The sequence below is a fragment of the Halospina sp. K52047b genome, assembly GCF_008709855.1.
Lineage (GTDB): Bacteria > Pseudomonadota > Gammaproteobacteria > Pseudomonadales > Oleiphilaceae > Halospina > Halospina utahensis_B.
Map to the genome: position 1 here is coordinate 1 of NZ_VYJH01000008.1, position 20,634 is coordinate 20,634.

The following is a 20,634-nucleotide window of genomic DNA, read 5'->3' on the forward strand; positions in this document are numbered from 1 at the left end:
TGAGGCCATGGATGAACGTCTGCGCCGCTATTACCTGACTGCCCTGGGGATCGAGCCCTGGTGCGCCCGCTGGCCCCTGCCGGGGGCGGCACCATCGCCGGAATCTCCGGCTGAGCCTGTGATGGCGGTCCAGGCTGACGAACCGGTGGTGTCGAAGGGCGTCACCCGCCTGCCGCCCCAGTCAGCCCCTGAGGGGCAGGGTGTCTCTCTGGATGCGGTCCGGCAAGCTCTGGGGTCCAGTGACGACACCGAAACGGCGGAGCCCGCTTTTGAGGAGGCGCCTGAAGCCGACGCCAGTTCTACTTCCGTTGCGGCTCAGCAGGCGTTCGCGGCCATGATCTGGCATGGGGAGCGCTTCAGCCTGGCCGCTTCCGCCGCCGGAGAGTTTCCGTATGAAACCGGGAGCAGGCTGGGCCTCAATATCCTGCGGGCCCTTGATGAGGCCGTGCGGGAAGAGGCCATCTTTTTCCGCTGGCCGCCGTTTGATAATCCTGAGCTCCCCGGTAGTGATGACGGCACCTTTGAGTATGTTCTGGAGCGCCTTATGGGTGGCTCGGCCTCACGCCAGTGGATCATCCTGGGCGAAGAGGTGCGTACAGCAATGGCCTCAGCGCTGTCATCAAAGGGGCATGCCGTGGTGGTGTCTTCGGAACAGACACTGGGTGAGCTTCTGGCGGAACCGGCTGCCAAGCGGGCACTCTGGGAGCGTATGAAGCCCCTGGTGGGGCGGGATCGGAGCGAGTGACCCCCGGAATGCGTAGTCTCCGTCTGGAGCAGAGCCAGCTGTCCATAACCACACTGGATGAGTCCGACCTTCCCGGGATGATGGCTCTGGAGCAGACCGCCTCCCGCCATCCCTGGAGCCAGGGGCAGTACCTGACCTGTATGGGCGCCGAATACCGGTTCCTTGGCGCCTGGTATGGCGATGCCCTCGTAGGATTCATTGTGGACTGGCGCATGCTCGATGAAGGCCATCTGATGAATCTCTGCGTCCACGGGCAGTTCCAGCAGCAGGGAATAGGGCGGTACCTGCTGCGCTATTGGCTTGCCTCCATGCAGGGTGCGGGTATGGCAACGCTGACCCTGGAGGTACGTGAGTCCAATCGGGCGGCCTACCGCCTCTATGCCAGTGAAGGCTTTGAAGACCAGGGAAGCCGCCCTGGCTACTATCGCACAGCCGACGGAACCGAGGCCGCGCGCATTATGTCACTGGGGCTTTCGCCGGTTCGTGCCGGCAACGGCTGACCTGCTACAATCGCCGTCCTTTCGCCGGAGCGTACCAGAGAGAGAGCAGACCCGACGCCATGAGCGATTTCACCGAAGAAGTCCGTAAACGCCGCACCTTCGCGATCATTTCCCACCCGGACGCAGGTAAGACCACCATCACTGAGAAGGTCCTGCTGTTCGGCAATGCGCTGCAGAGCGCGGGGACCGTCAAGGGCAAGAAATCCGGGCAGCATGCCAAATCCGACTGGATGGAGATGGAGAAACAGCGCGGGATCTCCGTGACCACCTCGGTCATGCAGTTCCCGTATCAGGACAGCCTGGTGAACCTGCTGGACACGCCAGGTCACGCGGACTTTTCCGAGGATACCTATCGCACGCTCACCGCAGTGGACTCCTGTCTGATGGTGATCGATGCGGCCAAGGGGGTGGAGGAGCGTACCATCAAACTCATGGAGGTGACGCGTCTCCGGGATACCCCCATCCTGACCTTCATGAACAAGCTGGATCGGGATGTGCGGGATCCGGTGGAGCTGATGGATGAAGTCGAGGATGTGCTCAACATTGCCTGCGCACCCATCACCTGGCCCATCGGCATGGGCAAGCAGTTCCAGGGCGTCTATCACCTGCTCCGGGACGAGGTTATCCTGTATCAATCGGGCCAGGGACATCGCATCCAGGACAGCCATGTGATCAAGGGGCTGGACAACCCGGAACTGGATGAGGCGATTGGCACCTACGCGGAGGAACTGCGCGGGGAGATCGAACTGGTCAAGGGGGCCTCCCATGAGTTCGATCTGGATGCGTTCCTCCGCGGTCAGCTGACGCCTGTCTACTTCGGTACGGCGCTGGGGAACTTCGGTGTCGATCACATGCTCGACGGACTGGTCGAGTGGGCGCCATCGCCCCAGACCCGGGAGCTCACGCAGCGCCCGGTTGAAGCCACCGAAGAGAAGTTCTCCGGCTTTGTGTTCAAGATCCAGGCGAACATGGATCCGAAGCACCGGGACCGGATCGCGTTCCTCAGGATTGTCTCCGGACGCTATCAGCAGGGCATGAAGATCCATCATGTGCGGATCGGCAAGGACGTGCGGATCAGTGACGCGCTGACGTTCATGGCCGGGGACAGGGAGCGGGCTGAAGAGGCCGTTGCCGGGGATATTATCGGGCTGCATAACCACGGCACCATCCAGCTCGGTGATACCTTCACCGAGGGCGAGAAAGATCGTTTTACGGGCATTCCCAACTTTGCACCGGAGTTGTTCCGCCGTATCCAGCTGCGCGACCCTATGAAGGCCAAACAGCTCCAGAAGGGGCTGATCCAGCTGTCTGAAGAGGGCGCAGTCCAGGTCTTCCGGCCGGTACGCAACAATGATCTGATCGTGGGCGCCGTTGGGACGCTCCAGTTTGACGTGGTTGTGGCGCGGCTTAAGAACGAGTACGGGGTCGATGCCGTCTATGAGCCCATCAACGTGGCAACGGCGCGGTGGATTACCTGTGAGGACCCCAAGAAGCTCGAGGAGTTTGAACGCAGGAACCAGGACAATCTGGCCCTGGACGGGAGTGACAATCTGACCTACATCGCGCCCACCATGGTCAATCTTCAGTTGGCGCAGGAGCGTTACCCGGATGTGGCCTTCCACAAGACCAAGGAACGGTGAAGCATCCGCGCAGGGGCTGATCGATGCCCACTGTCACATCGATTTCCCTCAGTTTGATGACCGGCGGGAGCAACTGCTGGCCGAATGCGCGGCAAACGGGATCCGCCGGATCGTGGTGCCGGGTACGGTACCTGACGGCTGGCGGAAGATCCTGGAGCTGGCGCGCACCTATTCCATTCTGGCTCCCGCCGCCGGCCTCCACCCGTGGTGGGCGGATGGATCAAGGGGCGACAGTCTTGAACAGCTGGACCGGCTTCTTACTGACAACAGCGACCTCGTGGCGGTGGGAGAGTGCGGGCTGGATCGGAAACAGGGGCCGGCACTGACGCAGCAGCAGTCGGTTTTCGAGGCCCAGATCCGGTTGGCCGGGCGCCATGATCGGCCGTTGCTGATCCACAGCGTGGGAACCCACGACACGGTGCTGGCACTGCTGCGCCGGCTCGGGTTCACCCTTCCGTTCCTGATGCACGGTTTCAGCGGCTCCAGGGAACAGGCCGATGCGCTGGTCCGTCAGGGCGCCTTTATCGGCGTCAGTGGCATCATCACGCACCCACGGGCCAGCAGGGCGCGGCGTGTCATGGCACAGCTGCCTCTTGAGTCGTTGGTGCTGGAAACGGATGCGCCGGGCCTGCCTCCCCACGGAGTGCCCAGGGACAGCAACACGCCGCTGAATCTGTCATGGGTACTGGATACCCTCTGCAGCTTCCGGGAAGAGCCCCGGGAGGAGATTGTTGCGGCAATCCGTGACAATACCCGGCGCCTGTTCATGCAACGACTGGACACCGAGGGTTTGCAGAAGCCGGGTGCTCCGGTATAATGCCGCACCTGGCTTTTGGCGGGATCCGCAGCCCAGCCCCGATGCGGACCCGTACGATACCTGGTAGTGATTACACGTCGCGGCCCTCGCAGGACGTGACGTAATAGGTTTTTGATTCAAGGCGGGATTCATGAAAACTCAGAGTGCAAAACCGGAAAGCGTTACACGCGACTGGTTCGTGGTGGACGCGGCTGACAAGACGCTGGGGCGTCTTTCAACGGAAATTGCCCGTCGTCTTCGGGGCAAGCATAAACCGGAATTTACCCCCCACGTGGACACGGGTGACTACATCGTGGTCATCAATGCGGATAAAGTGCGCGTGACCGGCAGGAAGAGTACGCAGAAGCACTATTATCGCCACACCGGCTATCCGGGTGGGCTGCGTTCGATGAACTTCGAGGAGATGATCCAGCGTCATCCAGAACGTGTCATCGAGTACTCAGTCAAGGGCATGCTGCCGCGTGGTCCGCTGGGTCGTGCCATGTTCCGGAAGCTCAAGGTCTATGCCGGCGACGAGCATCCGCACGCCGCACAGCAGCCCCAGCAACTCGAGATTTAAACGGAAGGCGATTATGTCAGCTACTTACAACTACGGTACCGGTCGTCGCAAGATGTCTTCTGCACGGGTCTTTATCAAGCCCGGCAGTGGCAACATCGAAGTGAACGGGCAGTCCCTGGAGCACTTCTTCGGTCGTGATACCCTCCGGATGATCGTCAAGCAGCCTCTGGCTGTTGCCGACGCCGAGGACCGGTTCGACATCAAGATCACTGTAAGCGGTGGTGGTCCCAGCGGTCAGGCCGGGGCAGTCCGTCACGGCCTGACACGGGCGCTGATGGATTATGACGACACGCTGCGCCCTGCGCTGCGCCGTGCCGGCTACGTGACGCGTGATGACCGCGCGGTTGAGCGTAAGAAGGTCGGCCTCCGCAAGGCTCGCAAGCGGCCGCAGTACTCCAAGCGCTAAGCCGTCTACGGCGGCTGCCCCCGGAAGGCCCGATTTGCAGATCGGGCCTTTTTGTGTCGGGCACTGGAAGGTTGCAAGCTTGTAAGCGGTGACTGATTTAAATAACATTTGGTCGTTTTGATGCGGGTTGATCGCGACCGAATCAGGAGCCAACCGAGTGTGTCGAATGACCGCCTCGGCACGCGAATGCTTAATGGGAGAAGGCCAGTATGAACAATGGCGACGTGAACCACGGTCGGCGGCGCTTTCTGGTGGGCGCAACGACGGTTGTTGGTGGCGTCGGGGCTGTTGGAGCCGCGGTGCCGTTTGTCAGTTCCTGGTGGCCCAGTGCCAAAGCTGAGGCAGCTGGGGCCCCACGCAGGGTGGACATCTCAAAAATCGATTCCGGTCAGCGGATAACCGTTGAGTGGCGAGGGAAGCCGGTCTGGGTCGTAAGGCGCACGCCGGAAATGCTGGAAAATCTTGAAGGGATCTCAGATCGCCTGGAGGATCCGGAATCAAAAGAGCCCCAGCAGCCTTCCTATATTGAGGGCCATGCCCGTTCGATCAAGCCAGAGTTCCTGGTTGTGGTCGGTATCTGCACCCATCTGGGCTGCTCGCCCAGCTTCCGGCCTACGGAAGGTGCTGAAGGTCTGGGGGATGACTGGCCCGGCGGATTCTTCTGCGCCTGTCACGGATCCAAGTTTGATCTCGCGGGTCGGGTGTTCACGGGCGTTCCTGCACCGACTAACCTCGAGGTTCCGCCGTATCGCTATGAGGATGACGGTCAGACCATCGCCATTGGCCTGGATCCGGAGGATGCAGCATGAATAAACTGATTCAGTGGGTCGACGAGCGGCTGCCGGTTGTGGACGCTTTCGAGCGTCACATGAGCAAGTACTACGCGCCCAAGAACTTCAATGTGTGGTATGTCTTCGGTGTGCTGTCGATGCTGGTTCTCGTCAATCAGCTGCTGACAGGCATCTGGCTGACCATGATGTACACGCCCACAGCCGAGGGCGCGTTCGCCTCGGTTGAGTACATCATGCGGGACGTGGAATACGGCTGGCTGCTGCGTTATATGCACTCCACCGGCGCCTCCATGTTCTTCCTGGTGGTCTACCTCCACATGTTCCGGGGCCTGATGTACGGTTCCTACCAGAAGCCGCGCGAGCTTATCTGGATTTTCGGTATGGCGATCTATCTGATCCTCATGGCGGAAGCCTTCATGGGCTACGTGCTTCCCTGGGGGCAGATGTCCTACTGGGGCGCCCAGGTGATCATCAACCTGTTCAGCGCCATTCCCGGCATCGGTGAGGACCTGGCACTGTGGATCCGGGGTGATTACCTGATTTCAGGAGCAACCCTGAACCGCTTCTTCGCGCTGCACGTGGTGGCACTGCCGATAGTGCTCCTTGGGCTCGTGGTGCTGCACATCCTTGCTCTGCACGAGGTTGGTTCCAACAACCCTGATGGCATCGACATCAAGAAGAACAAGGATGCTGACGGCAAGCCGAAAGACGGTATTCCGTTCCATCCCTACTACACAGTGCATGACCTGGTGCCGATTGCGGTGTTCCTCGCTGTGTTTGCGATTGTTGTCTTCTACTTCCCGGAAATGGGCGGCTACTTCATTGAGAAGCCGAACTTCCAGGAGGCGGACCCGCTGCAGACGCCGGATCACATCGCACCGGTGTGGTACTTCACACCTTTCTACGCGATGCTGCGGGCGATCACCTTCAATCTGCTGGGGCTGTCCTCGCAGTTCTGGGGTGTCGTCGTCATGGGCGCTGCCATTGCCATCCTCTTTGTGCTTCCGTGGCTTGACCGGAGCCCGGTGCGGTCGATGCGCTACAAGGGGTGGTTCAGTCGGGGTGCGCTGGCACTGTTTGCGGTCAGCTTTGTAATGCTCGGCTACCTGGGTGCTGAACCGGCGACGCCGATCAAGACCATGCTTGCGCAGATCGGCACAGCCATCTACTTCGGGTACTTCATCCTGATGCCGTTCTACACGCGGATGGAGTCCACGAAACCGGTTCCGGAGAGGGTGACTACCAAATGAAACAGCTTCTGACTGTAATACTGGCTATGTGCATGCCGGTCGTCGCTTCGGCGGCCGGTGGTGGGGGCCACCTTGACAGCATGGAGCCGGACCTGAGCGATCAGGCTTCGCTCCAGCGTGGTGCCCAGATCTTCACTAACTACTGCATGGGTTGCCATTCGGCAGAGTATTCCCGCTACAAGCGGGTGGCGAAGGATCTCGGGATCCCGAAGGAACTGTATGAACAGAATCTTATTTTCACGGATGCCCGCTTCGGGGAACTGATGAACATTGCCATGCCGGAGGAGCAGGCCGCTTCCTGGTTCGGCACGGCACCGCCGGACCTGACGCTGACCGCGCGGGTGAATGGGCCGGACTGGCTCTACTCGTACCTGCGCGCCTTCTATAAGGACGAAAGTCGGCCTCATGGCGTGAATAACGCGGTGTTCGACAACGTGGGGATGCCCCATGTGATGGTCAATCAGGGCGGCCTCTGTGCGGAGCCGCCGCATATCGGTCAGGAACCCGAGGTTGATCCTTCCACCGGTGAGGTGGTTGGGGATGACATCTGCGATGACTGGGCGATTGAGGGCAGCATGGAGCCGAAGGAATTCGATCGGGCCATGTACGACCTGACGAATTTCCTCGTCTATCTCGGTGAACCGGCCCTGATGGATCGTAAACGCATTGGCGTTTACGTGCTGATCTTCATCGGTGTCTTCTTCATTTTCGCGTACCTGCTGAACCGCGAATACTGGAAAGACATCCACTGACGGAATCCGGTATAATCCCGCCTCCAGTGCCCGGTACATCGTACCGGGCCATCCGTTTTCAGTCCCTTCTTTCCGATCGGCGAACTCATGGGGTAACACTATGGCTGCTGTGACCAAACGGTCCTCAATGACCTTCTTTTCCGACCCGCAGAGCCATTACAGCCACCGGGTGAGAATTGTTCTCGCGGAGAAAGGGGTGACCGTTGATGTGGTCAACGTGGACCCCTCCAACCCGCCCTCGGAGCTTGCCGATCTGAACCCCTATAATGCGCTGCCGACGCTGGTGGATCGGGATCTGGTGCTCTATGAGCCCAATATTATGATGGAGTATCTGGACGAACGGTTCCCGCATCCGCCGCTGCTTCCGGTCTATCCGGTCGCGCGGGCCCAGAGCCGGCTGATGATGTGGCGTGTGGGGCGCGACTGGTGTTCCCTGGTCGACCGGATTGAGGCGGGCAGCAGTGACAAAGATGCCGAGCAGGCCCGGAAGGAGTTGCGGGAAAGTCTGGTGGCATCGGCACCGCTGTTCCAGGAGATGCCATTTTTCCTCAGTGAGGAGTTCACCATGGCGGATTGCTGCATCGGGCCCTTGCTGTGGCGCCTGCCGGCACTCGGGGTTGAGTTGCCGGCCAAGGGCATCAAGCCGCTGGAGCAGTATATGGAACGGCTTTTCGAGCGTCGGGGTTTCAGGGCCAGCCTTTCCGACGCGGAAGAGGACATGCGAACCTGATTCATTGGATCAGGCAGACCGGGAGTGAGTAATGAAATCGAGCCGACCCTATCTGATCCGGGCGCTCAATGACTGGGTCCTGGATAATGACGCGACGCCGCATCTGGTCGTTGATGCTGGCATGAATGGCGTTCAGGTTCCGGCGGATTACGTCTCCAACGGTCAGATCGTGCTCAACATCAGCCCTTCTGCGGTCAAGGAGTTGATGCTGGGTGATGACGCCGTTTCCTTCACCGCCCGTTTTGGCGGTGTGCCGGTCAGCGTTTACGCGCCGGTTTACGCTGTCATGGCCATCTATGCCAGGGAGAACGGGCAGGGTATGGTCTTCGGCCAGGAGCCTGGTGATCCCGAGCCGCCGGACGGTCCCAGTGGGGACTCTGGAAGCCAGGGGGAAGAGGGCGACAGCGCCGGGGATACCGGTTCGAAGCGCCCGAACCTCAAGGTCGTGAAGTAGTCGGAGAGTCAGCCGTCGCTGAACAGGTGCGCCTCGATCTCGGTGCAGAGCGTATTGAGGATCACCACCATCAGTTCGGCGGTGCAGGCGGCCCCTACGTCCGGAAGTGTTATATCGATATCGTCTTCATGGAACAGGGCATGAATGTCCGTCTCCGAACGACCGGTTACCGCGATGACCCGGATGCCCCGATCGTGGGCGGCCTGCAGAGCCTGGATCAGGCTTGAGCGGTTGCCGTCATCCGTCAGGAGCAGCAGTGAATCCCCCTCATGGCCGAGCGCCTGGATCTGGCGTGAAAACACTTCCTGGATCCGGTTGTTGAGGCCAATGGCGGCCAGCGTTGTGGCGTCCGCTCCCAGATTCAGTACCGGCAGTGCCGGACGTTCCGTCTCGTGATAGGCGAGCATGGAACTGGCGAAATACTGGGCGAAGGCGTTGGCCTTGCCGCTGCCGCACACCAGCACCTGGCGTTCACTGAGCAGGGTTTCCACTATGGCACTGGCGGCCTGGCCCAGAACGGGAGCAACGATGCCGGCTGTCTCGCCGATGCATTCCATGTGGTTGGCAATGTGCTGGTTGAAGCGCTGTTCTGTGTCACTCATGGCGTTGCATCAAAGGCATTGGTAATCCATTCGAATTCATAGCGGTGGTTCCGGGTGATGGTGACCGCAAGCATATCAAACCGGCAGAAACAATCGTTCAGGCCGTTACGGTGCAGATAGAATCGGGCCGCCCTGATCAGTTTGCGGCGCTTGCGCTCATCCACGGAGGTGGCGCCATCCACGAGGGCGTCTTCCTGGCGGGCGCGGACTTCTATGAAAACAAGTGACTCCCCGTCATGCCCGATCAGGTCAATCTCGCCGGCGCGGCAGTTGAAGTTGCGCTCCAGGATGCGCACCCCCTGGGATTCGAGATAGTCCGCGGCCGCTGTTTCCGCCTGCCGTCCCTGGCTGCGTGTATCCATCCCTGTCCCTCCAGTTTCCCTTACTTGTATTCAGCCTGCCTGCTGGACTCTTTTTCCGCCTCGGGTAGAGATTTGGGTTCCCCCTTGCGGAACACAGCCCAGTCGGGGGTGCGTTGAAAGCTGCCATTGGCACTGTTGCGGATCATGCCGGTAACACCCTGGTACCGGTAGGCCTCGATCTCACGCAGAAGCTGGATCTGATGGGTCAGGCGGTAGCTGTCGAAGCCGAGGGCAAAAAGCCGGTCGTAGTTGTTTCCCAGGGCCGGAAACAGTGACTGCAGGGCGTCGCGTTCCGGTGGTGCCTCACCCAGTACCCAGGGGATATCGGTGAACCGGATACCATCCAGATCGCTGTCCCTGCCTGGATCCGGGGAACCGCGATACAGCAGGGAACTGCCGTAAACCGGGAGATCGCCGCCGTAATAGAAGGCGAACAGCGGGTTGATCTGGCGGGCGTTCTCCGGAGACGCCAACAGCACGATCGCGTCAATATCCTGGCGGCGGCGTGGCTCGAAGCGCATGGTGGTGCCGGTCAGTCGCATCAGGGCATTGGCGCGCCGGCGGCTCTGGTTGATATTGAAGCCATCCGCCACGACGCGGTTGAGGTTATTGTCTCCGTCATACTGGACTGTCTCCAGCAGGGTGATACCTTGCTTGTCCGCTGCCCTGCGCAGTGCCTTTTCCATCCGTATACCCCAGTCACCTTCGGGCAGGAAGGCAAGCACGTTGCTGTGGCCGTCCTGTTTCAGGCGCTGTGCGATTGCCCGCATCTCATCCTCGCTACCGAGACCGAACTGGAACAGGTTCTCCGGGGTGATGCGCGCATCCCGATGGTAGTTCAGTGCAAGTACGGGAACGGTCAGTGCGGGCAGGGAGGTCAGCTCCTGGACAGCCTCTTTGCTGAGCGGCCCCACTACAAGATCCGGCTCCGTTTCGAGCAGGTCCCCATAGATGCCGCTGAAGGTCCTGGCGTGGGTATCATGGATGCTGATTGCGGGCGTTGTACGGTCAGGGTCTGCGAGATCCTGGTAGTGGGCAGCGAGGAACCCCTCACGCACGGCTTCGCCCGCGCCTCCAAGAGGGCCGCTCAGTGGCAGTGCCAGCGCTACTGACTCAGGGCGCAGTTCATCAAGCTGGCGCAGGAGCGCGAGCTCTCCCGGGAAGGGCTCTGCAGCACTGTGGTCGGGCCATACCTTCTTCCAGTTTTGGATAGCCTGTGAACGGGCTTCAACCTCATGCTGGTCATGGGCCGCGAGGGCCAGGGCAAGCTCCAGCCAGCCGCGTTCCCGGTAGTCCGAGCTGCGCTCGGCCACCGGTTCCAGTTCGGCTCGGGGAACTTCCCGCAGTGCCCCCCAGATGCGCTGATTGAGCGCCGCCGGGGGGCGTGCCTCACTGCCGCTCCAGAGGATCAGGGTCCGGGCATTCGGCAGGTATCGTTCTGCAAGCTCATAGGCGCCGGCAACCGATTCAAAGGCGCTGGCCCGCTGTTCCGGGGGCAGCCGCAGGGGCAGTTCCGGGTCAAGCTGGTCTGCCAGCCTGCTGGCTGCATCCGTGTCGCCACGCTCGACGGCATCACGGCTGCTCAGCCACAGGTAACGGTCCCGGAGCTCATCTTCGATCTGTTCTGGATCCATTGCATCCAGAAGCGAGCGTGCGGTCGCGTATTCCCCATCAGTCTGCAGCATTTGTGCTGCCTTGAGCTGATATTGTCGGCGAAGGCTGGCATCATTGGTGTCCGCTGCGCCACTGAGCAGGCCCTGAATGGTGGTGGGCTGCTGCTCAGGAGTGGAGACCGGTTCCACGGCACAGCCGGCAACGAACAGCAGCAGGAAAACAGTCAGGACCGGCAAACGGATTGTCATGGGCGTCTCGGCTGGCGTTGTTGCAGGTGATTCGGCTTCATTGGAATCCGGCGATTCTAACAGGTAATGGCAGTCTGAGCATGGCCGAGACTTTACAGAAAGGTACCCTTTATGTCGTGGCAACGCCCATTGGCAATCTGGGGGATATAAGCACCCGGGCAGCCTGGGTGCTGGCGGGCGTCGACCGGGTTCTGGCCGAGGATACCCGACAGACGCGGCGGCTTCTGGAGCATCTGGATCTGCACAAGACTCTGACCCCGCTCCATGAACACAACGAGGATCGCCAGCTCGCCCAGGTTCTGGAGTGGCTGCGTAGTGGTGAGATGCTGGCACTGGTTTCAGATGCCGGCACGCCGCTGATCTCCGATCCGGGCTTTGCTCTGGTCAGGGCGGCGCGGGAGCAGGGACTGCCTCTGGTCACGATTCCCGGCGCCAGTGCCGTAACGGCGGCGCTGGCGGTGGCGGGTCTGCCTACGGACCGGTTTGTGTTCGAGGGCTTTCTGCCCCCGAAAGCGGGGGCGCGCCGGCGCGCGCTTGAGGCCCTTGGTCGGGAAACCCGAACCATGGTGTTCTATGAATCCCCCCGGCGGGTAGCGGGAGCGCTGGCGGATATGGCCGGCGCTTTCGGTGGTTCCCGTGTCGCGGTGGTGGCGCGCGAGCTCACCAAGGCCCACGAGCAGTCGGTGCAGGGGACGCTGGCGGAGCTCGCGGACCAGGTCGCGGATGGCAGGATTCCGCTCAAGGGCGAGTTCGTGCTTATGGTTGCGGGAGCAGAGGCGGAAGCCGCTGGCCTGGATGTGGAAGTGGACCATCTGCTGGTGCAGCTGCTGACCCGTCTCAGTGTCAGTGATGCCGCCCGCATGGCTGCACGGATTACAGGTCAGGGGCGTGGTGGGCTCTATCAGCGGGCTCTGGCGCTGCAGAACCGGGAATAAAGGCCTTGTAAAATGTGGCCGAAGCCGTTAATTTTCTGCCTGAGCCCGCTATGCAGTCGCTGTTCCCGTCAGCGTACGGGGAGGGAGGAAAGTCCGGGCTCCACAGGGCGGAGTGCCAGGTAACGCCTGGGCGGCGCGAGCCGACGGAAAGTGCAGCAGAAAGGAAACCGCCTAAGCGGCCCGCGGGCCGCCGGCAAGGTTGAAAAGGTGCGGTAAGAGCGCACCGCGTGGCTGGCAACAGTCCACGGCGACGGTAAACCCCACTCGGAGCAAGGCCAAATAGGAGTCCAGAGGTGTGGCCCGCACCGGACTCGGGTAGGCTGCTTGAGGTCCGCGGTGACGCGGATCCCAGAGGAATGACTGCACGCGACAGAACCCGGCTTACAGGCGGACTCGAACAGGCCCGTGGCTTCCCACAGTGAAGCCCGGGCCACCCTTCCTATTCTGTTCATTTCTTTTGAAGTACTTCTCTTATAGCAAAAAAGTCTTGACCTTGACGTGAATTCTTGGAGTTTTCTCCAGGTTTCTGAAAAGGCGGCATTTGTTACGCGCACGTTACCTTCCGTTCACTGCTTTTCCCTCTAAATCACTGGCACAACGGTATTTTTTCCTGATTCAGGCGGCTTGGGTTTTCTTGCATTGCCCCGGGAGTCTTCTTATAGTGTCGCCAAGTGGTAAAAAGTGGCATCAAGTGGTGTCTTGTGGGTAATGAGTGGTGGCATTGGGTCAGTTGGTGATCCGGGCCACTGAATCGGGGTAGCGAATCGACCATGACGAATTTTCTCGGCAGTCATGCGATCAATATGGACGCCAAGGGGCGCCTGGCTATCCCCGCTCGTGTGCGCGAGGACCTCGAGACCCTCTGTGGTGGCCGTATTGTGCTGACCGCCCACACCGAGGAACGCTGCCTGCTGGTCTACCCCGAGCCGCAGTGGGAGGAGATCCTGCCCAAGATCGAAGCGTTGCCGAGCTTCAACAAGGCGGTACGCCGCACCCAGCGGCTGCTCATCGGTTATGCCACACCGCTGGAGCTGGATGGCGCGGGCCGGATTCTGGTGCCGCAGCCGCTGCGTGATTACGCCGGCCTGGAGAAGAAGCTCTACCTGGTCGGCCAGGGCCGCAAGCTGGAACTCTGGAGCGAGGACCGCTGGATGGCCTGGCTTGAGGAGGATGACGGCGATGAGGAAATCCCGGAAGAGATGAAGTCTCTGTCGCTTTAGCGGGGACTGGAGAATTGGCCATGGCTCATGAGTCCGTACTGCAACAGGAAGCCGTTGACGCGTTGGTGACCACGCCGGCGGGCAGGTATGTGGATGCCACCTTCGGCCGGGGCGGCCACAGCCGGGCCATTCTCGACCAGCTGGATGATACCGGTCGGCTCCTGGTTCTGGACCGTGATCCGGAAGCGATCCGTGTGGCCAGGGAACTGGCGGAGGCGGATCCGCGGGTCAGTGTACAGCGCGGCGACTTTGGCAGCCTGGCCGGGCTCCTGAATGAAGCCGGCTGGTCCTGGGTCGACGGCGTTCTTTTCGATCTGGGTGTTTCCTCCCCGCAGCTGGATGAGCCGGAGCGTGGCTTCAGTTTCCGGCACGACGGCCCGCTGGATATGCGGATGGATCCGGACGCGGGCCAGAGCGCCGCCGACTGGCTGGCACGCGAGGATGAGAAGGAGATTGCGCGGGTTCTGCGTGACTACGGCGAGGAGCGGTTCGCGAAGCGGATTGCGCGCCGCATTGTCGAGGCCCGGCAGGAACAGCCGGTTACCCGCACTACGCAGCTGGCCGAGCTGATCCGTGAGGCAGTGCCGTTTGAGGACCGCTACAAGCACCCGGCGACCCGCTCGTTCCAGGCGATCCGTATCCGGGTGAATGAGGAGCTGCCACAGCTGGACGAGGCTCTTTGCCAGGCGGTGGACCATCTCGGCACGGGGGGGCGTCTTGTGGTGATCAGCTTCCATTCATTGGAGGATCGCCGCGTGAAGCGCTTCATGCGCGACCGCAGCCGGGGCCCGCAACTGCCACGTGGTGTGCCGGTGACGGCTGAGATGGAAGAGACGGGATTCCGGACAGTGGGCCGTGCCGTACAGGCATCGGAGGCTGAACGCAGTGTGAATGTGCGTGCGCGCAGCGCAGTGATGCGTGTGCTTGAACGCAGCAGTGCGGGGGAGGCCTGATCATGGGGGCAACGGCAGTCAGGTCCGAAACCGGAGGGCGCGCGCTGCGCTGGCGGGAAGTGCTGGACGCTGCGGCACGTATTTCCGGTCGTATCTTTCGGGGGCTCTGGGGGTCCAGGGTGCTGGTGACGCTGCTGATGCTGCTGGTGCTGACGGTTTCGGCACTGGCTGTGGTGTATGCATCCCATCTCAACCGGACGCTGTACGGCACCCTGACTGATCTGCGGGATGAGCGGGATGCTTATCAGCGGCAGTGGACACAGCTTCTTCTGGAACAGAGTGCGCTCAGCGCGCACAGCCATGTGGAAGGGCGCGCGGCGCGGGAACTGGAAATGAAGGTTCCCGCCCGCGATGACATTGTAGTCGTGACAACGCGGTAGATTCATGGCGGGACAAAAACACCAACAGACCGCTCGCAGGCACGACCGCGTGGCTATGGCTTCGTGGCGGCACCTGCTGGTGCTGGTGGCGGTACTGGGCTCCGCTGCCGCTGTCGGCGCTCGGCTGGTGGAGCTTCAGGTCCTGGACAATGAATTCCTGCGCGAGCAGGGCGAAGCACGCACCGCCCGCGTGGAACCCATCGATGCCAACCGCGGCGTGATCCGCGACCGTCATGGCGAACCCCTGGCCATAAGCACCCCGGTGAAGACCTTGTGGGCCAATCCCGGCGAGCTGCCATCGGACCATCCCGCCATACCCCGGCTTGCCGAGGCGGCGGAACTGGACGCGGCACAACTGCGCGAGCGCCTTGCCAGCAACAGCGAGCGTGAATTTCTCTACCTGCGCCGCAAGGTGCAGCCTGCACTGGCTCGGGAAGTCATGGAGCTGGAAGTTCCCGGTGTCTACAGCCGGCGCGAATACCGCCGCTACTACCCGGCGGGGGAAGTGACCTCACACGTGATCGGGTTCACCAACATCGATGAACAGGGCCAGGAGGGGATGGAGCTGTCCTTCAATCACTGGCTGGCGGGTGAGAAGGGGAGCAAGCGCGTACTCCGGGATAACCGTGGGCGCACCATCCGGGACCTTGGCCCCATCCGTGAAGCCCATCCCGGTAACGACCTCAATCTGAGCCTCGACCTCCGGCTCCAGTACCTCGCCTACCGTGAGCTGAAGGCTGCCGTCGAGGCCCATGGTGCGCGCGGTGGTACCGTGGTCATGCTGGATGTGGACAGCGGTGAGATCCTGGCGATGGCCAACCAGCCGGCGCTGAACCCGAATGACCGTGGACAACGGGATCCGGCCCGTGTCCGCAACCGCGCGATCACCGACCTGTATGAGCCGGGCTCGACCGTCAAGCCCTTTACGGCAGCGGCGGCTCTTGAGTCTGGCGAGTTCACCCCGGAAACCGTCATTAACACCAGCCCTGGCTACCGCCAGATGGGCGCCTACACGATTCGGGATCATCACGATTACGGCCGGCTCTCGCTCGCCGAGATCATTGTCCGTTCCTCGAATGTGGGCATCAGCCGCGTCGCTTCCGAGCTCTCCGGGGAGCGGCTCCAGAACCTGTTCTACAGCGTGGGATTCGGGCAGTCCACGGGCATCGGCTTCCCTGGGGAGTCGGTGGGTATCCTGCCGGCGAGCGTGAACCTGCGGCCGGTTGAGGTGGCGGCGCTTTCCTATGGCTATGGGCTCAGCGTGAACGCGCTGCAGATGGCCCAGGCTTACATGACCCTGGCCAATGGCGGTATCCGTTATCCCGTGACCCTGCTTAAAAACGATGAGGCACCCAAGGGCCATCGGGTCATGTCGCAAGAGACCGCGCGCCAGGTGCGGGCGATGCTTGCCAGGGTTGTGGAAGAGGGCACCGGCACGCGTGCGGACCAGGGCATCTACCGTCTGGCGGGCAAGACCGGGACAGTCCACCTGGTCGGCGCCAGCGGCTATGAGGCCGACCAGTACAAGGCGCTGTTCGCCGGCATGGGCCCGGTTGATGATCCGCAGGTGGTCACCGTGGTCACTGTTGATGCGCCTTCACGCACCGAGTACTACGGCGGTGAGGTGGCCGCGCCCATCTTTGGACGCATCATGGGTGACGCGCTGCGACTGCTGAATGTCAGCCCCTCCGGGGGGGCGTCCATGGCTGACGAATCCACCGGGACTGATGGGGGGCAGGGATGAGCCACGTCGCGCACAGTCTCAAGAACCTTCTAAGGGATCGGGCTGCCATTCCATCGGTACTGGATGTCTGGGTGCATGGCTTGAGCGCTGACAGCCGGCGGGTCCGCCCGGGGGATGCCTTCATCGCGCTGGCGGGTTCCGGAGGGGATGCCTGGGCGTACGTGGATGACGCCGTCGCGAACGGAGCGGTGGCGATCCTGCTGGAGGATGGCGCCGGGGACCCCAGAGAGTACCGTGGGGCCGTCCTGGTTCCGGTTGCCGGCCTGGGTGACTGCCTGGCCGGTCTGGCCGATTACTTTCATGGCCATCCATCCGCCCACCTCACCGTGATCGGAGTGACCGGTACCAACGGTAAAACCTCGGTTACCGGCTTCATCGCGGCCATTCTGGAGGCTGGCGGTATTCCCGCGGCTACCATGGGGACCCTTGGCTACGCCTTCCGGGAATCCCGGGAGACGGCCAGCCATACCACCCCCGATGTGACCCGGGTGCACAGCCTCCTGGCTGGCTTCCTGGATCAGGGCGCGAAAGCGGTAGTCATGGAAGTTTCATCCCACGCCCTTGTGCAGGGCCGGGTGGACCGGGTGCGGTTTGATGCCGGCGTATTCACCAATCTTTCGCCCGAGCATCTGGATTACCACGCTGATATGGCAGCGTACGGTGCCGCCAAGGCGCGTCTCTTCATGGATCATGAGCCGGACATTGCGGTGGTCAATGCGGATGATGATTTCGGCCGCCAGCTGCCTGGTCGGTTGCCGGCCGAAACCCGCCTCTGGCGTTACGGGTACACGGCGGAGCAGCTCGAATGCCGCATCCGTGATGCCCGGCCCGCCAGCGACGGTATGGCCGCGATCCTCGATACCCGTCTGGGGCGGCTGTCACTGCAGACCCGCCTGATGGGCCATTTCAATATTGAGAATCTGGCGGCCGCCAGTGCCGCCGCACTGGCCCTGGGGATTCCCCCCGGGGTGGTGGAGACCGCGGCCGCCGGGGTGGAAGCGCCTCCGGGGCGCCTTGAGCCCTATGCGGCGACCAGCGGGCTGAAGCTGGTGATTGATTACGCCCACACAGCAGCGGCGCTTGAACACGCTCTGGCAGCTCTCAGGCCCCATGTCAGTGGCGAGCTGTGGTGTGTCTTCGGCTGTGGCGGCAATCGTGACCAGACCAAACGCCCGGCCATGGGCGAAGTGGCGGAACGGCTGGCGGACCATGTGATTCTGACCGATGACAACCCGCGTGATGAATCACCGGAGGGCATCGTGGCGGACATCCTTTCCGGAATGGCCGATGCTGCCGGTGTGCGGGTCATCCATGACCGTGACAACGCTATCACCACCGCCTTCCGGGAAGCGGATGCGACGGACCTGGTGCTGATCGCGGGCAAGGGCCATGAAACCACCCAGGAGCGTGGTGGCGTCCGTACCGCCTTCAGCGATGCCGGCGTGGTGCGCAGACTGATCGGTGAGGGAGGGGAAGCAGCATGATGCGGGCATTCTCCCTGGCGGAAATCACACCCTTGGTTCAGGGCACCCTGCGGGGTGAGGACCTGTTCTTCAGTCGTGTCGGCATTGATACCCGGACGCTGGCGAAGGGGGGTCTCTACGTGGCTCTGAGCGGGGACCGGTACGACGGTCATGACTTCGTGCGGGAAGCGGAAAAAGCGGGCGCCTGTGCCATCGTTGCGGAGAAGAAGGTGGATGCCAGTATGCCGGTGATCCAGGTGCGGGACAGCCGTTACGCACTGGGGCGCCTCGCCGGGCTCAACCGTGCCGAATTCGCGGGGAAACTGGTCGGGATTACGGGCAGCTCCGGCAAGACCACCACCCGGCAGATGATGCAGACGGTGCTGGCGGAAGCCGGCTCCGTGATGGCAACCGAGGGCAACCTGAACAATGAGGTCGGTGCGCCGCTGACCCTGCTCCAGCTCGGGCCGGATGCAGAGTTCGCAGTCGTGGAGCTGGGGGCCAGCGGGCTCGGCGAGATCGCCTGGACAGGGTCTCTGGCTGCGCCGGACGTCGGTATCATTACCAATGCCAGTGCGGCGCATCTGGAGGGCTTTGGCAGCCTGGAGAACATTGTCTCCGCCAAGGGTGAGATCATCGATTCCGTGCGCGCTGGAGGCACCGTCATCCTGAATCATGACGAGGCTGCTTTTGAGGACTGGCGGGCACGGGCCGGTATGCGGCGGGTGCTCAGCATCTCCGCGCAGGGGGACCAGGATGCCAGCTTCCGGGCGGAGTCCATCCGCGAGGATGCCGACGGCATCGCGTTCACACTGCTCGGTGATGCCGTGACCGCCACCGACATCCGGCTGCCCATTCCGGGCCGGCACAACGTGGCCAATGCCCTTCTGGTGGCCGCAGCGGCGCACAGTCTGGGATTGGACATGGATCGGGTCGCTCGCGGGCTGGCAAACACACCGGCTGTGGCCGGTCGGCTGGAGCCCATCACCCTGCGGCCGGGCATCCGCATTCTCAACGACAGCTACAACGCCAACCCGGCCTCCATGGCGGCTGCCCTGCGGACTCTGGCCGCCATGCCGGCACCGCGGTTTGCCCTGCTGGGGGATATGGCGGAACTGGGGTCGGAAGCGGCCAGCCAGCACCGGGCCCTGGGTGAACTCGCCCGGCAGCTGGGCATTGAACAACTGATGGTCACCGGAAGCCATGCCAGCGATTACGCCGACGGCTTCGGTGACGGGACCCACACCGGCGACGCCCCGGAATCACTGGCGGACCGGGTGTGGGATGAACTGGGGGAGGCCGCTTCGATCCTGGTCAAGGGCTCGCGCAGCGCGGGCATGGATCGGGCGGTCACCCGTCTCAGAGAGAGGAACGACGACGCATGCTAGTCTGGCTGACTGATTTTCTGGCGCAGTACATCAGCGGCTTTGCCGTGTTCCAGTACATTACGCTCCGGGGCATCCTGGGGGTGCTGACGGCACTGCTGACCTCGTTGCTCATCGGCCCCGCCATGATCCGGCATCTGGCGCAGTATCAGATCGGCCAGGCGGTGCGGGATGACGGCCCCGAAACACACCTGAGCAAGGCCGGCACTCCCACCATGGGTGGTGCGCTTATCCTGGTGGCGGTGGCGCTGAGCACACTCCTGTGGTCGGACCTGAGCAACCGTTATGTCTGGATCACGCTGGGCGTGACGCTGGCATTCGGTGCCATTGGCTGGGTTGATGACTACCGCAAGGTTGTGGATCGCAATCCCAAAGGGCTGCCGGCACGCTGGAAGTATTTCTGGCAGTCGGTAACCGGCTTCCTGGCAGCCGTGGCTCTGTACGCCACCGCCACGCTGCCCCAGGAAATCACGCTCATTATGCCGTTCTTCAAGGATTTCGGCTTGCTGATGGGGCCGGTTGCCTTTGTGGTTCTGAGCTACCTGGTGATCGTCGGCAGCAGCAATGCCGTCAACCTCACTGACGGGCTGGATGGGCTGGCAATCATGCCTACGGTCATGGTCGGGGCGGCCCTGGGGATCTTCGCCTACGCCTCAGGCCACGCCAATTTCGCGGATTACCTGCAGATTCCGAACCTGCCCGGCACCGGTGAGCTGCTTGTCTACTGCGGCGCCCTTGTCGGTGCCGGCCTGGGCTTTCTGTGGTTCAACACCTATCCCGCGCAGGTCTTCATGGGGGACGTGGGTTCCCTGGCGCTGGGTGCAGGCCTTGGGGTCCTGGCGGTCATCGTCCGCCAGGAGATCGTGCTGTTCATCATGGGCGGCATTTTCGTGGTGGAAACCCTGTCGGTCATCGTTCAGGTCGCTTCGTTCAAGCTGACCGGGCGGCGGGTTTTCCGCATGGCACCGCTGCATCACCACTTCGAACTCAAGGGCTGGCCGGAGCCGCGCGTGATCGTGCGGTTCTGGGTCATCACGGTCATTCTCGTACTCGTGGGTCTTGCGACCCTCAAGCTGAGGTAGGG

Annotated in this window: 22 protein-coding genes and 1 other RNA gene; 20 read left to right on the forward strand and 3 right to left on the reverse strand. The window is 62.2% G+C overall.

The annotated features are described in order from the left end of the window. From F3089_RS15885 to F3089_RS10730, 11 genes are all read left to right on the forward strand, one after another. On the forward strand, positions 1–745 hold a 745-nt coding region (locus tag F3089_RS15885), incomplete at its 5' end, for a hypothetical protein (RefSeq protein WP_192497349.1). A gap of 8 nt (positions 746–753) precedes the next feature. Then, positions 754–1,245, forward strand: a complete 492-nt coding sequence (gene rimI, locus F3089_RS10685; protein ID WP_151440802.1) for a ribosomal protein S18-alanine N-acetyltransferase — start codon at positions 754–756, stop codon at positions 1,243–1,245. 59 nt (positions 1,246–1,304) lie between these two features. After that, positions 1,305–2,885 (forward strand): peptide chain release factor 3, encoded by a 1,581-nt coding sequence (prfC, locus tag F3089_RS10690; RefSeq protein WP_151440803.1) that lies wholly within the window; start codon positions 1,305–1,307, stop codon positions 2,883–2,885. After that, a complete protein-coding gene (locus F3089_RS10695) occupies positions 2,854–3,702 on the forward strand; it encodes a TatD family hydrolase (RefSeq protein WP_151440804.1) in 849 nt (282 codons plus the stop codon). Before prfC ends, F3089_RS10695 begins: the two co-directional genes overlap by 32 nt. Positions 3,703–3,832: 130 nt before the next feature. Then, entirely contained in the window at positions 3,833–4,261 is a 429-nt protein-coding gene (rplM, locus tag F3089_RS10700; protein WP_151440805.1) for a 50S ribosomal protein L13, read from the forward strand. 13 nt (positions 4,262–4,274) lie between these two features. Continuing rightward, positions 4,275–4,667: a 30S ribosomal protein S9 gene (gene rpsI, locus F3089_RS10705; RefSeq protein ID WP_151440806.1), complete on the forward strand. Its 393-nt coding sequence runs from the start codon at positions 4,275–4,277 to the stop codon at positions 4,665–4,667. 209 nt (positions 4,668–4,876) lie between these two features. Next, positions 4,877–5,476 (forward strand): ubiquinol-cytochrome c reductase iron-sulfur subunit, encoded by a 600-nt coding sequence (petA, locus tag F3089_RS10710; RefSeq protein ID WP_151440807.1) that lies wholly within the window; start codon positions 4,877–4,879, stop codon positions 5,474–5,476. Beyond that, positions 5,473–6,708: a cytochrome b gene (locus tag F3089_RS10715; RefSeq protein ID WP_151440808.1), complete on the forward strand. Its 1,236-nt coding sequence runs from the start codon at positions 5,473–5,475 to the stop codon at positions 6,706–6,708. Before petA ends, F3089_RS10715 begins: the two co-directional genes overlap by 4 nt. After that, on the forward strand, positions 6,705–7,460 hold the full coding sequence (locus F3089_RS10720; RefSeq protein WP_151440809.1) for a cytochrome c1: 756 nt from the start codon (positions 6,705–6,707) through the stop codon (positions 7,458–7,460). The genes F3089_RS10715 and F3089_RS10720 overlap by 4 nt, the downstream gene beginning before the upstream one ends. 100 nt (positions 7,461–7,560) lie before the next feature. Continuing rightward, positions 7,561–8,190 carry a stringent starvation protein SspA gene (gene sspA, locus F3089_RS10725; RefSeq protein WP_151440810.1) on the forward strand — a complete coding sequence of 210 codons (630 nt, stop codon included), beginning with the start codon at positions 7,561–7,563 and terminating at the stop codon, positions 8,188–8,190. Positions 8,191–8,221: 31 nt separating this feature from the next. Further along, entirely contained in the window at positions 8,222–8,644 is a 423-nt protein-coding gene (locus F3089_RS10730) for a ClpXP protease specificity-enhancing factor (RefSeq protein ID WP_151440811.1), read from the forward strand. An 8-nt stretch (positions 8,645–8,652) separates the two neighbouring features. On the opposite strand, the gene F3089_RS10735 is transcribed toward F3089_RS10730, so the two are convergent. The 3 genes from F3089_RS10735 to F3089_RS10745 are packed head-to-tail and all read right to left on the reverse strand — an operon-like array spanning position 8,653 to position 11,470. Next, the gene (locus tag F3089_RS10735; RefSeq protein ID WP_151440812.1) at positions 8,653–9,246 is read right to left on the reverse strand and encodes an SIS domain-containing protein; all 594 of its coding nucleotides are present in this window, start codon (positions 9,244–9,246) and stop codon (positions 8,653–8,655) included. Beyond that, positions 9,243–9,608 (reverse strand): YraN family protein, encoded by a 366-nt coding sequence (locus F3089_RS10740; RefSeq protein ID WP_151440813.1) that lies wholly within the window; start codon positions 9,606–9,608, stop codon positions 9,243–9,245. The genes F3089_RS10735 and F3089_RS10740 overlap by 4 nt, the downstream gene beginning before the upstream one ends. A gap of 20 nt (positions 9,609–9,628) precedes the next feature. After that, the gene (locus F3089_RS10745) at positions 9,629–11,470 is read right to left on the reverse strand and encodes a penicillin-binding protein activator (protein ID WP_151440814.1); all 1,842 of its coding nucleotides are present in this window, start codon (positions 11,468–11,470) and stop codon (positions 9,629–9,631) included. Between the two features lie 80 nt (positions 11,471–11,550). Between F3089_RS10745 and rsmI the strand changes: the two genes are divergently transcribed. From rsmI to mraY, 9 genes are all read left to right on the forward strand, one after another. Further along, positions 11,551–12,405 carry a 16S rRNA (cytidine(1402)-2'-O)-methyltransferase gene (rsmI, locus tag F3089_RS10750; protein ID WP_151440815.1) on the forward strand — a complete coding sequence of 285 codons (855 nt, stop codon included), beginning with the start codon at positions 11,551–11,553 and terminating at the stop codon, positions 12,403–12,405. A 40-nt stretch (positions 12,406–12,445) separates the two neighbouring features. Beyond that, an RNA gene (rnpB, locus tag F3089_RS10755) (RNase P RNA component class A) lies at positions 12,446–12,805 on the forward strand. 370 nt (positions 12,806–13,175) lie between these two features. Beyond that, a complete protein-coding gene (mraZ, locus tag F3089_RS10760) occupies positions 13,176–13,625 on the forward strand; it encodes a division/cell wall cluster transcriptional repressor MraZ (protein WP_077529066.1) in 450 nt (149 codons plus the stop codon). A 20-nt stretch (positions 13,626–13,645) separates the two neighbouring features. Next, a complete protein-coding gene (gene rsmH, locus F3089_RS10765; RefSeq protein WP_151440816.1) occupies positions 13,646–14,578 on the forward strand; it encodes a 16S rRNA (cytosine(1402)-N(4))-methyltransferase RsmH in 933 nt (310 codons plus the stop codon). Between the two features lie 2 nt (positions 14,579–14,580). After that, positions 14,581–14,958 (forward strand): cell division protein FtsL, encoded by a 378-nt coding sequence (gene ftsL / locus F3089_RS10770; RefSeq protein ID WP_151440817.1) that lies wholly within the window; start codon positions 14,581–14,583, stop codon positions 14,956–14,958. Between the two features lie 4 nt (positions 14,959–14,962). Next, on the forward strand, positions 14,963–16,702 hold the full coding sequence (locus tag F3089_RS10775) for a peptidoglycan D,D-transpeptidase FtsI family protein (protein ID WP_151440818.1): 1,740 nt from the start codon (positions 14,963–14,965) through the stop codon (positions 16,700–16,702). Further along, positions 16,699–18,186 (forward strand): UDP-N-acetylmuramoyl-L-alanyl-D-glutamate--2,6-diaminopimelate ligase, encoded by a 1,488-nt coding sequence (locus F3089_RS10780; protein ID WP_151440819.1) that lies wholly within the window; start codon positions 16,699–16,701, stop codon positions 18,184–18,186. The genes F3089_RS10775 and F3089_RS10780 overlap by 4 nt, the downstream gene beginning before the upstream one ends. Then, positions 18,183–19,553 (forward strand): UDP-N-acetylmuramoyl-tripeptide--D-alanyl-D-alanine ligase, encoded by a 1,371-nt coding sequence (locus F3089_RS10785; protein WP_151440820.1) that lies wholly within the window; start codon positions 18,183–18,185, stop codon positions 19,551–19,553. Before F3089_RS10780 ends, F3089_RS10785 begins: the two co-directional genes overlap by 4 nt. Continuing rightward, entirely contained in the window at positions 19,547–20,632 is a 1,086-nt protein-coding gene (gene mraY, locus F3089_RS10790) for a phospho-N-acetylmuramoyl-pentapeptide-transferase (protein WP_095618011.1), read from the forward strand. Before F3089_RS10785 ends, mraY begins: the two co-directional genes overlap by 7 nt. Positions 20,633–20,634: the final 2 nt, after the last annotated feature.